Source organism: Flavobacterium sp. (assembly GCF_046293665.1).
Classification (GTDB): domain Bacteria; phylum Bacteroidota; class Bacteroidia; order Flavobacteriales; family Flavobacteriaceae; genus Flavobacterium.
The window spans coordinates 56,467-70,690 of the sequence record NZ_JBKBOL010000003.1 but is presented as its reverse complement, the minus strand read 5'-3'; the positions used below and the strand labels follow the sequence as shown (position 1 = coordinate 70,690).

At 39.1% G+C, this 14,224-nt stretch carries 4 protein-coding genes and 2 tRNA genes; 3 read left to right on the top strand and 3 right to left on the bottom strand.

Annotated elements, in window-relative coordinates; genetic code table 11:
• Positions 1-18: 18 nt before the first annotated feature.
• Positions 19-5,301, bottom strand: a complete 5,283-nt coding sequence (locus ACK4R1_RS06745) for a T9SS sorting signal type C domain-containing protein (RefSeq protein ID WP_409684929.1) — start codon at positions 5,299-5,301, stop codon at positions 19-21.
• Between the two features lie 1,312 nt (positions 5,302-6,613).
• Positions 6,614-12,478: a fibronectin type III domain-containing protein gene (locus ACK4R1_RS06740; RefSeq protein WP_409684927.1), complete on the bottom strand. Its 5,865-nt coding sequence runs from the start codon at positions 12,476-12,478 to the stop codon at positions 6,614-6,616.
• A 399-nt stretch (positions 12,479-12,877) separates the two neighbouring features.
• Between ACK4R1_RS06740 and ACK4R1_RS06735 the strand changes: the two genes are divergently transcribed.
• Positions 12,878-13,375 carry a phosphoribosyltransferase family protein gene (locus ACK4R1_RS06735; protein ID WP_409684925.1) on the top strand — a complete coding sequence of 166 codons (498 nt, stop codon included), beginning with the start codon at positions 12,878-12,880 and terminating at the stop codon, positions 13,373-13,375.
• Here the strand turns inward: ACK4R1_RS06735 and ACK4R1_RS06730 are convergent.
• Positions 13,367-13,885, bottom strand: a complete 519-nt coding sequence (locus tag ACK4R1_RS06730; protein ID WP_409684923.1) for a shikimate kinase — start codon at positions 13,883-13,885, stop codon at positions 13,367-13,369. The two genes, ACK4R1_RS06735 and ACK4R1_RS06730, sit on opposite strands and share 9 nt — an antisense overlap.
• Before the next feature lie 127 nt (positions 13,886-14,012).
• Between ACK4R1_RS06730 and ACK4R1_RS06725 the strand changes: the two genes are divergently transcribed.
• Positions 14,013-14,085: transfer RNA gene (locus tag ACK4R1_RS06725), tRNA-Lys, on the top strand.
• Positions 14,086-14,111: 26 nt separating this feature from the next.
• Positions 14,112-14,184 (top strand) — tRNA-Lys (locus ACK4R1_RS06720).
• Positions 14,185-14,224 lie beyond the last annotated feature (40 nt).

Below are 14,224 nucleotides of genomic sequence, written 5' to 3'. Positions count from 1 at the left end.
GTATTTATAACAAAAGTGTTAATAGACTACTTTTTTAGTCACAATGACACCGTTTTCTGCTTCAATTTTAACAAGTAATACTTGTTGGGTAGTAGGTAAGTTGGTAAACACCGCTTGGGTGTTTCCGATTTGCTTTTGGGAAGCAAGTTCGCGGCCTCTAACATCAAAAACAGTTACATTTTCCATGTTTTGAGTACCTGATTTAATATGCAATCCGGTTGGGTTTTGGTAAACCACTACGGTATTTTCGTTAAACAAAGGGTTGTTCGTACCCAATGCTTCTGTTGTATATCTTAATATAAATCTTGAATTAAATGTACCTATTTCGGATACAAAGGTATAAGGCGCTAATTTCAAATCATGAATAACACCCAACAAGGTGTCTTCTAAATAAACCGTTTGACCGGTAAATAATCCATCAAATGAAGACAAGGTTATGGTAAAAGAAGCCGCCATGGTACACTTGTACCCTAATGGTAAAGTTTCGTTGACATCAAATGGTAATGCTCTTCCTTGGATACTCAATTTAGTATCATCAACCATAGTATACAAGCCGATAACATTTCCGGCATCTACCATTTCTCCGTCAAATAAACGATCCATACCGTTAGTGGCCGTTTCAATATAACCTACTAATAATTGTTTAAAAGCGCCTCCTTCAGCGGTCATGTTCAACCAATAACGGTGTTTCTCTAACCCATTTTCCGATTGTACTGCCGAGGCATTTCTATAAAAATTAGTATTGTTCCCCACTTCACGCATGGCATTTGTAAATGTAGCTGTACCTGTTAGCAAGCCTTTTACAAAGAAACCTTGACCTGAAGCGATATTTTTGTTTGGTGCTGTATTATTTCCTGCTCCGGATGCTCCTGCAGCAGTGCCACCACCCAAATTGTACAAAGCATAATCACTTGGATTATAAGTGTAAGGCGCTGTTGATTGTGTGTTGTGTGTCCAGAAATACAAAGTCCCATTGACATCCAAGTTGGCTGTAATAAAATCGTCAGCATCTAATGCACTCGGATAAGGATTCCCTAACAAGTTCATCTGCTCAGCGCCACCAACAACCGGAACGGTAATCGTACCATTATTTGGAACACCAATAAACTGAGCTGTATGTGACAAAGGCATTCCCGGAGGCAAATTGAAAAATTCCGGTGCTCTGAAAATATACCCTTTACCAACAGTCATTACACCACTAGGATTAAAATAAGCCCAATTATTAGCCGCAGCATTAAATTCATAAGCCAAAGAAACAGGTGAATCCGGTGATATTGCCAATAGTGTTTGTGGGTTAACCGGTGTTGACCAATAAGTGTAATCAAACCTGAACATTGGCGCAGCCGTTCTCTCGTAAGTAATGTTTCCGGTATTGCCTCCCGAATATACTCCCGGTGCATTAGCCACATTAGTTATTTGATACAAACTAGCATCATCAGCAAAAACTAAACTACCTCCTACCACATTAACCTGATTTTGAACCGTTAAAGTGTGACCCGCTGCAATGACCACATTACCACTGGTAACCGTTACACTACAAGCAGACAAGTTGCCTGATGAAGTATAATTGCCTTGAAAATCTGCTCCTATGGTTAAAGTTGGCCCTGTTCCATTAGACCAAGCCGAACCGTTCCAAATGGCTTTGCTGTTTGACAAAGTAACCACCGTAGAATATACATTGGCACAACCACCTAAAGACACTTCCGCTCTGTAATAACGCACTCCTGTAAAAGTACCTATCTGAGCAGCCGTTAAAGTAGCAGCAGTAGCACCAGGAACATTGTTCACGTTCACAGTAAAAGCAGCATCATCGGCATATTGCCATTGTATTGTTCCGGTATTCCCAGTCAAGGTAACATCTGCAAAATTTCCACCACAAATAGATTGACTGCTTGAAGCCGTTCCACCTACTGCGCCACCAATCACAAAAGTTGTGGCTGTTCTACAAGTTGGATTAGAGGAACAAGCAGCATAGTAAGTTGTAGTACCCGGAGTTAGCGTATCGGCCAATCCTGAACCTACTACTCCTACCGGATTGAATGGTGATCCTGTTCCAATCATAGTACCGCCTGAAGCAGCAGTCCACCACTGAATAGCAGGATTACCCGGCGACATAATCTGACCCCCAACCGGTGGCGTAATAGCCCACGTAAATGGCCCTGTTGATGTACCACTAACAGTACTCCAAGTAGTAACATATAAAGTATAAGTCACTCCCGGTACTAAGGCAATGGTTAATCTAGGCTGTAAACCGCCATTGGAGTCATCATCCCCAATAATATAAGTTCCCGTGCTACAACTACCCGGAGTAAAATTACCCGTAGTAATATACCCCATCATATCATAGCCGTTGGTATTTGATCCTGCAAAAGTATAGGTCCCGGCAACACTTACTTGAAACTGTATGGCCACATAATTTCTTACTGCTCCTGAGGTAAACGAACAAGTAGTCGAATTTCCTCCCGGAGGCGTTGGTCGAGGCGCTGTCGGATCAGTACCTGCAGTTAACGCACCTGTTATGGTAGTTCCGGCGTTTATAAATCCACTACAAACAGTCGAACTGCTTATTGTACCCGAACCACCCGGACAGATAGTAACTCCTGTTGTAACCGGTGGCGGACCTTGTATAGTAAAGGTTCCAGCACTTGATCCCGTTGCTGTTGGTGTAGACACTGTAATAATTCCTGAAGTAGCCGCAGCCGGTACAGTAGCTGTAATCGTAGTTGAATTCACCACTGTGAAAACTGTAGCCGGTACACCGTTAAATCGTACCGAATTAACACCCGTAAAATTAGTTCCTGTAATGGTAACCACTGTTCCCACTGTACCACAACTGTTGTTAGTTGGAGTAAAATTAGTAATCGTAGGCGCTATAACACAACTCACAAAGGCAGCCCAACCCGATTCTACAATAATAAAATCAGATCTAAAAACAAAGGTCAAGGAACCATCGGCAGCCGTAGAAATTACTGTTCCCGGAGAACCTGTACCGCGCCAAGAACCGGCCGGACAAGTAACCGCATTAAATCCTGCCGGTAATCCCGAGGATATTAATGGTGCCGCTACTGAATTTCCATCGTAAATCATTAATCCATCCCAGTTATTTTCGGTAGCAAATGAACTAAAAACTACTTTCACTTTTTGACCAACTACACCAGGGTAAAACGTACGGGTAAAAACTTCATTATCTCCATAAGCCGCACCCGATCCGCCACTGTCAAAGAAACTGAAATCACAGTTCGTCGTAGTCCCATTTGACATTAAAACAGCAGCCGCTCCCGCATTGGTAGTAAAAGTTCCGGCAATAGACCAAGCACTGAAAACCCCTCCACAGTTAGAGCGCACCCAAACATAAAAAGTAGTACTGGCTGTTAAACCTGATAAGGCTGTTGTAGTTACTCCGGCTCCGGTTGAACCCGATACCGTTACACTATAACTAGGCGTAACATTCAAAGTATTGATATAATATTGATAACCGTTAGCCGGTGCAATAGCCGGTGCTGTCCAGTTGATGGTAGCAGCAGAAGCCGTTACACCCGAAGCTGTTACAGCAGTGGGTGGTTTACAAGTTTCTTCTACCAATTGAATGTTGTCCAACGTTAAGAAAGTACTTGGTGAATTCGATGTACTAAACAACTGAAAACGGATATAATAAGTTCCGTTCATTGGCGGCGTAAAGTTGATGATGTTACTCGAAATAGCACCTGCACCAATATGAGAAAACAATAAAGTATTTACCGTTGTAGTATTAGGAAGGTTATTAGTCGTTCCATAATACACTAAGAAGTTGGCTGTTCCTAACAAGGCCCCAAAATCATATGTCAAACGATACTCTTTGGTACTGTCTAAAGTAATACCTTTAGTATAAAAGTTTCTTCCGGTAACGGCACAAACTAAATTTCCGTTAACATTATTCGTTATAAAATTACCATCGGTATAAGTACAAGCCGGCAAAGCACCACCACTCAAACCGTTAAAATCTTCTACATAAGGCACAGTAACCGGGGTACACAATGTTGTAAAGGAAGCCGAAGGCCCAACCCAAGCACTTTGCGTAGCACCACAATTAGAGCGAACCCAGTAATAATAAGTAGTATTCGTTGATAAACCTGTGATGGTAAACGGAGAGTTAACATTGGTAAAGTTAGGCACACCCGGTACGGCAGCACTATTAGTACTGTAAAAAATATCATAACCCGCCGGTGGCCCCGGAGCAGCACCCCAAGTGGCAACTGCCGATGTTGTGGTAACCGCTCCTGTAATAGGACTGGTCGGTGTAAAACAAGTACTCCCTGATATACACTCTACTGTAATATCAAAACCAGCATTGTTAAATGCAGGATCATCAGAATAATAATATATCGTTATTGATTGACCACTTGAAGTGTAAGTAACCGTAGGAGGATTAGAAGTACCTGAATAACCATTCAAACCGGTAAAAGCAGTAGAAGCCGTTGTTGGACCATCATGTGCATAAAATTCAAAAGGAAGTGGTCCGTTAAACGAATTAAAAGTAATTCTGATTTTATCTCCTGGTGTAACTGCAGTAAATATTACTGTATTCTCTTGAAAACCAGAATAATTATCAGAAACTCCACCATTATCATAGAATGATAATACCTGACCCGTAGTCATACTTTGTGTACAAGTAGTGAGTGTCCCTAAAACAGGAATGATGATAGTATTTTCAGATGCTGTACGAGAAGTCCAAGAAAAATCATCCAAAGCCAAAAAACCTGTTTCATCTACAATTCTAAACTTCAAATTACTGTTAGAATAGCCTGATTGTGGCACACCATCAAAAGTAACCGAAACCAACTCCCAAAAACCTCCTGATAAAGTAGGTAATGTAAAAGTGTTAATACCATAATTTGTTCTATTGGTAGCGTCCAGCAAACTTTCCCATCCATTGGTACCGTCATTTACTTGTAAATCATAATCTATACCTCCAAATGCATTTACATAAAAGGAAAAGGTCAAAGGCGTAGCTATGGTTGGCGTTTCAACATAATCAAAACCGGAACCAGAATTAAACAAAGAACGATCTCCTGAGCGATTGACAGTTCCTGAATTATCTGTTAAAACATCAAAACCAAAGGCGGAAAAACTCCAACCGGCAGCATTCATTTCTCCAGAATCTTGCTTCACACTCTCAAAAACTTGATAAGGTCCGGGACATTGTGCCTGGGTATTTTGGGACGAAGCCATCCAAAAAACCATCGCCCAAAAGAGTAATTTTAAGGACAGTGGTTTTGGGTATAAAATGGCATTACTCGGAGCAGAAAGTAAAGTTTGTTTCATATAGTTGTTTGTTTTGTGGTATTGACATTGCATAAAATAACAAGATACCTTATGTTATCTTAGGGTTAAGACGTTAAAATTACGCCAACTTTCATTTTTTTTAACAGTTTGCTTACCAACAATTAACATATTTTCGATAAACAGACCATTATAATAGACCAACGCCACGCTATAAGCGCTTCACGGCCAAACCACAGCTTTAAATGATAAAAAAAGTAGTACACTTTTAAGAGCATTTGGTGTTGTTGTCATGCTCAAACTTAGTGTTTTTTGGTATTTTCGGGTGCGCTAATTTAATAAATTGTCAATACTTTACAATAATTGTTAATAAGTTGTTATGCTTTTTAGGGTTTTATCAGCATTTTGTGTAAAAATTCATAACGATTCATCTTAAGAAAACTTTAACTATGTAGCATTTGGATTACAATATATTTTTTTTATCAGTTTGGTGTTTAGAGAACTTTAAGGGTAATCTGTGTCATCCGTGGCTAATGGCAATTTTCAGTCGCAGTATTCACTAAAAAAAGATTGGAACACAGATAACGCGGATTGAACGGATAATCACTGATTTTGAAATTGATACAGAAAATAATCCGTGTAAATCTAAAATCTTCGTCATCCGTGGCTAATGGCAGTTTTCAGTCGCAGTATTCACTAAAAAAAGATTGGAACACAGATAACACGGATTGAACGGATAATTACTGATTTTTAAATTGATGTAGAAAATAATCCGTGGAAATCTGTAAAATCTGCGTCATCCGTGGCTAATGGCAGTTTTCAGTCGCAGTAATCACTAAAAAAGATTGGAACACAGACAACACGGATTGAACGGATAATCACTGATTTTTAAATTGATGCAGAAAATAATCCGTGGAAATCTGTAAAATCTGTGTCATCCGTGGCTAATGGCAGTTTTCAGTCGCAGTATTCACTAAAAAAAGATTGGAACACAGCTAACGCGGATTGAACGGATTTTCTTATTGAGACAAGAGAAGTTCAAATCGACATGTTCAAAGTCCGAAAAGAGACCTGCCGACTCCGAAAAGAAACCTGACCACTCCGAAAAGAAACCTGCCAACTCTGAAAAGCAACCTGCCAAGTCCGAAAAGAGACCTGCCAACTCCGAAAAGACACCTGCCAACTCCGAAACCCAACCTGCCAAATCCGAAAAGCAACCTGCAGACTACGAAAAGACACCTGCCAACTCTAAAAAGCTGTCAAGAAACCCTGAAAAGGCATCACGAACTTCCGAAAAGCTGTCAATAAACTCAAAAAAGCAATTTTTAACAAACGTGAGGTATTGTGTTTCTAATTACCGAATCACTTTCTTTGTCACCACTACCCCTTCGGTTGATGTAATTTGGATAAGTAGTACTTGGTTAGCTAATCCGCCACTTACAGTAGTTTGTGTGGCGTTAATTCCTTTTTGCTCTACCAATAAACGACCTCTAACATCAAATACTTTTACAGATTCCATTGGAACAGTTCCTGTTAAAATCACAAAGTTGTGGTCGTCGTTTTTGTAAATGACTACTTGGTTTGAAGTCAAACTAGGGTGATCAACTCCTAATGCATTGGTAGTAAACCTAATCTTAAAGCGGTCATCAAAAGTACCGGCTTCGGTAGTAAATGAGTAATTACCGGCTTTTAAATCGTGGATAACATTCAATACCGTATCTTCTAAATAAATGTATTGGGCATCAAATAAACCATCAAAATTAGAGAGTTTAATGACATAAGTATTGGCAGCAGTAGACTTATACCCTATCGGAATCACATCAGATTCATTAAAAGGCAAAGCACGACCTTGAATAGAGAGCTTAACCTCTTCTTGAGGCGTATAAAGGGTTATGGCATTTCCGATGTCAACCATTTCACCATCAAAACCTCTATCCAATCCGGTATTCGTTGCATTTTCTATATAGGCGATTAGCAATTGCTTATAAGCGCCTTCTTCATTAAAAATATCTAACCAAAAACGGTGGCGCTCCAATTCGGTCACAGATTCATTAACCGTTGGATTACTCATTCTAAAGAACTGATCGTTATTGCCTAGCAATCGCATACTGTTTTTATAAATAATATTCCCGGAAGACAGTCCTTTTACAAAGAACCCTTGTCCGGAGGCAATTTTACCATTGGGAACACTATTATTCAACCCTGAATTTACTGCAGCCGTACCAGTACCAATTCCACCCGAATAATTGTAAAGGGCATAATCATTAGCACTATAATTGTTATTGGCTATAGGAGTATTGTGTGTCCATAAATAAATAGTTGCATCAATTACAGGTACATTTGTAGGATCTGATAAAAAAGCATCAGCACTCAACGCACTAGGGTATGGATTTCCAATTAAGTTAAATTGATTGGCATTACCAATAATCGGCAAAGTGATGTCACCGGTATTAGGAACACCAATAAAAGAACCTTGATAAGTGTTGGGTGTAGTCACATTAAATGGTGCCACATCAGGAGCCCTAATCAAATATCCTTTACCCGGAATCATCGGTGCTGTAGTATTGGCATAAGCCCAATTCCCAACAACCGGATCAAAGTAAAAGAACAAAGTGGAGGACGGAGAAAAATTAAGCAAGGTTTGTGGAGTCACCGGGGATGACCAGTAAATATAGTCGAACTTCTTCATTGGAGTACTAACTCTTCTATAGGTAATATTTCCACTATTAGAGAATGCCACACCGTTATTATTGAGCGTATTGACTTGTACTAAACTCGCATTGTTTTGAAAATTTAATGTTCCGCCGGTTACTTTTACATCATTTTGAACTCTTAAAGTATGCCCTGAATTAATATTAATAGTCCCGGAAAGCACCTCAACCGAACAAGCCTCAATATTGCCTACCGAAGAAAAAGTCGCAGTACCACCATTGAAGATCGCTCTCAGTCCTGAATTAGGAAGTCCGTTACTCCAAGAAGCGCCATCCCAAGTAGTAGAAGGAAATCCTATAGAAACAGCGTTTGAGTAAACCACCGGGCAAGTCCCACTCTGCAGGACAACCCTGTAATAACGTGTCCCAACAAAAGTACCGATTGCCGCACTGGTTAAAGTAGAAGTTGTATTAGCGATAGCGGTCAAACCAATGCTAAATGCAGCATCAGTAGCATATTCCCAACGGAGTATGTTTCCACCGGAAAAACCGGTTAAAGTTAAATCGGAAGCGGCCCAAGTAGCGCAAACCACTTGACTATTAGACAACAGGCCGGTGATGGGTGCCGGTAAAACGGTAATGGTAGTTGATGCACTGGCCGAACAACCATTGGCACCTACAACACTTCCGGTATAAACCGCCGTAGCAGATGGTTTAGCATAAACTGTCCCAGTTGGAGTACCGGCAAGATATGGAGTAGCAGCACTGGCATCAAAATATAATTCTGTTGGTGGAGCCCAAGTTACTTCAACAGCCAAATTACCCGAAATAGTTACATTGTCGATGGCCCAACCATAATCCCAAGTGGCATCATATAAAAATCTGATTTTAACATTAGAGTTTCCCACATAGCTGTTCATGCTAAAAGTAGCACTCACAAAATTTGAAGCAGAACCTTGAGTAGCCAAAAAACTGTTTAAAATAGCCCAAGTAGCCCCGCCATCAATTGAGACTTCTACCCTAGCTTTGTTTCCACCAATGTACCTCAAATAATGAAAAAAGTTCAACGAAGCCGAGGTATAGCCCACCAAATTAATTGAAGGAGATTCTAAATAAGTTAAAGTACGATTACTAGTCGGACTTCCTTGAGCATCAGAATTAGAAAAGTAAAATTGACTTACATCATTACTGTTCATGGTGATATTCCAATACGAACTTGTATATACGTAAGGACTTGGTCTTAATGTCCAGGCGGCATTTGCTACAATTCCGCCGACAGATGCATTGGTTTTTATCCAGTTATTGGTTGGCGCATTAAAGTTCTCGTTATAAATGATAACCGGTGTCGAAGCGGCTAAACTGGCATTCAAAGGCAGTACGGCACCTTCACAAATCGTTGCCGATGGTGGCACTATACTTATACCCGGCGGCTCAGGTTTAACTGTAACTACATAAGAGATAACAGAAGTACACAAACTCCCTGAGGACTGTGAAGCGGTTAAATTATAAGTTGTATTAGTTGTTGGATTGAATGTAAATCCGGACGCTATAGAGCCTGTAAGCCCTACAGTAGTATTCCAAGAAAAAGTATTGTAGGCCGCGGCACCTGAAACCGTAACAAGAGTAGTAGTTTCCCCTTGACAAATCGTTGTTGATGCGCCACTAAAAGTAATAGACGGAGCAGCGGTTACTGTAGCCGTTACAGGAGTTAGTAAAGAGCGACATATATTTGAAAATTTCCAATTATAGGCATAAAAATAAAAAGTATTGTCATAGCCGTTACTGCTAATATTGGCAATAGAAGCACTGTAAGGATAAGAAGCACTATCAATATTTACCATTAATCCTGATGCCGGTAAGGTATCAAAATAAACAAAATAATTTCCGGCAGCTAAATTAAGTGCCAAACTAATGGTTTGTGGAGTATTGCCACCGGCTACATTAGTTACATAATTATAAGAAGCTATTTGAACATTAGAAGCATTTCGAATCACCAAAGTACCATTTTGACCTGATGTTATTGGATAAATATCAAAGGATTGTAAAGTTGTTGCTGTAGTAACAGAAAAACTAACAAAAGTTTGTATTGTTTCTGCTCCTAAAGCACCTCCTTGTAACAATGGTGATATTGGTCCTAATCCAACCAAACCTCCCGGTGCTCTTGATTGTGCATAATAAACAGTTGTTGAGGCCAATGTGGGCGTCACAAAATTATTTCCTGTAGCCAATAAGGTAACCCCGGTTGACTCTGCATACCACTCTATAGTAGAGCCAGGAGCTCCGGTAGCTTGTAGTGTGGTTGAACCACCGCCACAAAGGGTACCGTTTGTAACTGCTAATGCTGTTGCGGCAGCACAATCGGTACTAAAAGTTTCTATATTACTCCAAAGACTTTTGTCTGTTCCGCTACAGTTTCCACGTACCCAAACATAATATAAAGTGGCCGGACTCAATCCCGAAATAGTAGCTGCAGTAATCCCAAATCCGACTGAACCAGTAGGAATTGTAGCGCCATTTGGAGTTACGTTGGAAGTGCTGACATAATATTCATACCCATTAGCCGGTTCAGGTGATGAAGCCGTCCAAGCAATGCTCACGGAATTGCTTCCAACTGCACTTATTACCAAATTACTTGGTTCAAAACAAGTTGGAGATACAATAACGCTAATATCATCAATCATTATTTTACTTTGATTAGCAAAGCTATAGCCTTGAAAACCAAGGTAAAATATATTATTGGTCACCGGCGTAAAATCGACAGTAGCTGTTTGATAAACCGTATTAATTATGTTTGATAAATCCAATATGGTATTGTTCATCAAAGTCTCAGTTGGTCCGGTTCCTAAACGCACTCTTAAATTTTCGGCAAACGAACCCGCACTTTGCGTATTGTATTTGAATCTTAATCGATAAGTTACCCCAGCTGTTAAATTAAGCCCTGGAGTGAAAAACCAATCATTGGTGTCAAGTCCGGAATTAGTAGCCAAATGAAACGAATTTGGTGTTGATGCGGCAAAACTATTTTGCACATTCCAACTAATCGCATCAGCATTGTCATTGGTTACCGTAAAACACAATGGAACCGAATTGACTGCTGTAGTGTCAAAATTTTGAAAATACGGAATTGGAAATGTACCACAAATTGTTGTGACCGATGCCGTAAGACTATTTAATGCACAACTGTTACCTACAGCACGTACTCTAAAATAATAAGTAGTTAATGGGTTTAGTCCTGATACCACAAAATCGGTAGCCCCTGAGGTTGAAACACCCGAATAAGAAGGCAATATGGCTGTGAAAGTATTGTTTGTTGAAACATCTATCAAATAATTGCTAACTCCGGCGACAGCTGTCCATGATGCAGTAAAAGAATTCCCTTCAACTGTTGAGGCTGTCAGACCTGTCGGAGCAAGCGCACAAGTAGTATTGGAGGCACTTACCATAGTCCCTAAGTTGTAAAAAGGCCCACCAAGACATCCGGCATTATAAGGAATAGCCCAATAATAATAAGTAGTATTGGAAGCCAAACCTGTTTGAGTAAAAGAAGTTGCATTACTAACACTAACCACCGTATAAGTGGCTGATATTACATTGCCAACCGCCCAATAAGTACGATTTGGAATGTCGGTTGCTGTTGGCGGAACATTAGTTGTGCTTCTAACGACCAAGTAATTAGTCGGAGCCGGACTTGCAGCTGTAAAACTATTTCCGGTAAAAGAGGTCGCGTTCACTCCTGTATTTCCAACAACAAAACCCGAAGGAGCTCCAGTTGGTGTTGTACAAGGTAGCGATGGGGTGTAAACATACTTTAGTCCGTTGTTTGGATATTCTGTCAAACTTGTTCTTACTGTGCTTGAGCTGGCAATACCATTGGTGGTTTTACCCAACCAAGGTACATTAGTATTAACTCCGGTTTGAAGACGGTTTTGAACATCGCCTTGTAAAAAGTTGTTGGTTACACCACGAATACCGGCTTGCGCATTTAAAACTGTAGTATCATTTGGAGCACAAACACCATAGGAAAGTTCAATAACATTACTCGTTTCCAACAAACGGATTTGGAAATTAAAATTTCCTGCAAGTGATTTTCTTCTGACATTAGTCCATTGCACTACAAAAATCCTGTTAGGAGAAGAGCCAATAGTTTTATAAGTAATATTGTCAGTGGTTGAAATTAGGTCCATTCCCAAAGCACTAATTGTTCCGCCATCAGTAAATACGGTAGCCACACTCAGCGGTAAATAAGAAGTGGAAAGTGGCTGTACACCAAAGGAAATATAACCATTAGGACTGATAAAACATTCTGTTTGAGGATTACCATTATAATTAAAAGTAAAGCCAATAGCCGCTTGAAAAGCTGCTCCAGCAGTATGGTCATCCCAAGGTGCTGTGTAAGCAATTGAAGGCGTGGTAAGTGGTGTATAAGTTGAACTCACCTCACTAAAACTATAGGTACTCACTTGAGCAAAAACTCGTTGAATAGAGAAAACAAAGAATAAGGCCGTAAAAAAAACAGGTAAAAGTTTTTTTACAGAGAAGTTTCTTTCTTTGTTCGGATTGGCAATCATTTTATAATGTTTTGATTCAAGGCGGTTTTTCTGAGACCCTGACCACTCCAATTTAAACGTTTGTATTTTAAATATTTAAAGGGATAAAATCAGCATTTTCACAATCGGTAAATTTATACGAAAAGTTTAAAAAAAAAAGTTTAAAAAATAGAATTTTAAAATAAATCGTCAAAATGTTAAAAAGTATCGGTATTTGGCAGCTTTACACTCATACAATTCTTATATATTCTCTAAGTATAAGTTCAACTATATCCTAATAGCATTACAATTCATTAAAAATATCATTTTTTGAAAGCGACCATCAATTAAAAAACTCTTGAAAACTAATTCTTTGCTTTAAATTTTGAATAAAAATAAAATAAAAACAAAGTGTTTTCTATCTTTGAAAAAAATAATCTCATGGGTCAAAACATCATACTCAATCACCTTGAAATTGAACATAAAATAAGACGTATAGCTTATCAAATCTACGAGACTTTTGTAGACGAGGGCGAAATTGTGTTGGCCGGTATTGCCAATAATGGTTATTTTTTGGCAGAGAAAATCGCTGTCGTTTTAAAAGACATATCTGACATTAACATTGTGTTGTGTGAGGTCAAAATTGATAAGCAAAATCCGTTTAATCCAATCGCAACTTCCATTACTAAAGAAGAATACCATGATAAAAACTTAGTCTTAGTTGATGATGTACTAAACTCGGGAACAACATTAGTTTATGGAGTAAAACATTTTTTAGAGGTGCCCATTAAAAAGTTCAAAACCGTGGTATTAATTGACCGAAACCACAAGAGATTTCCGGTCAAAGCTGACTTTAAAGGGATTTCGCTTTCTACCTCATCAAAAGAGCATGTACATGTGGTATTTGAGGAAAACAACAATTATGCTTATCTAGTTTAGCAAATCTATAATTTCAGTCACAATTGCTTCAAATGTTTTACCGTCAGTTGACACTTTATAAGTTACCTGATTGTAATAATAGCTTCTGTCAAAAAGATTTTTAGCGATAAACTCTTTAAGTTCTTTTTCTGATTGGTTGGCTACCAAAGGTCTTCCTGCATTATCCTTCCTTAACCTTTCATAAAGTTCTTCAATTGAAGCTTTGAGATAGACTGAAACAACGTTTTCACTATTAAGAAGTAGGTGGTTATTGGAGTAACATGGAGTTCCACCTCCAGTACTTATGATTAGATTCTCATCAGATTCTATTAGCGATTTTAACTCTTGGTGCTCCTTTTTCCTGAAAAAAATTTCCCCTTTTTCTTTAAAAATAGTGGCTACAGATAAATTGGTATCCTTTTCGATGATTTGATCAAGATCTAACCATTTAATTTGCATTCTTTCGGCTAACATTTTACCAATAGTTGACTTTCCAACGGCCATATACCCCACTAAAATAATTTTCCGCATCGCAATAAAACCTTATAAATTAAGCCGTTAAGACCCTTTACCAAAAAAAGGCAAATTTATGACAAAATTGCTTTGAAATATAAATAATAACGCCTTATATTTGCACCCGCATTCAAGAAAAGAAAAAGACTCGATAGCTCAGTTGGTAGAGCACATCACTTTTAATGATGGGGTCCTGGGTTCGAGCCCCAGTCGGGTCACAATTTTTCTTTGTTTTGAGGCTAAAGACTCGATAGCTCAGTTGGTAGAGCACATCACTTTTAATGATGGGGTCCTGGGTTCGAGCCCCAGTCGGGTCACAAAAAGTCGAACAGCTATTGTTTGACTTTTTTTGTTTTA

Coding starts and splice junctions, on each gene's coding strand:
- ACK4R1_RS06745 (WP_409684929.1), bottom strand. CDS start 5,301: ATGAAACAAACTTTACTTTCTGCTCCGAGTAATGCCATTTTATACCCA.
- ACK4R1_RS06740 (WP_409684927.1), bottom strand. CDS start 12,478: ATGATTGCCAATCCGAACAAAGAAAGAAACTTCTCTGTAAAAAAACTT.
- ACK4R1_RS06735 (WP_409684925.1), top strand. CDS start 12,878: ATGGGTCAAAACATCATACTCAATCACCTTGAAATTGAACATAAAATA.
- ACK4R1_RS06730 (WP_409684923.1), bottom strand. CDS start 13,885: ATGCGGAAAATTATTTTAGTGGGGTATATGGCCGTTGGAAAGTCAACT.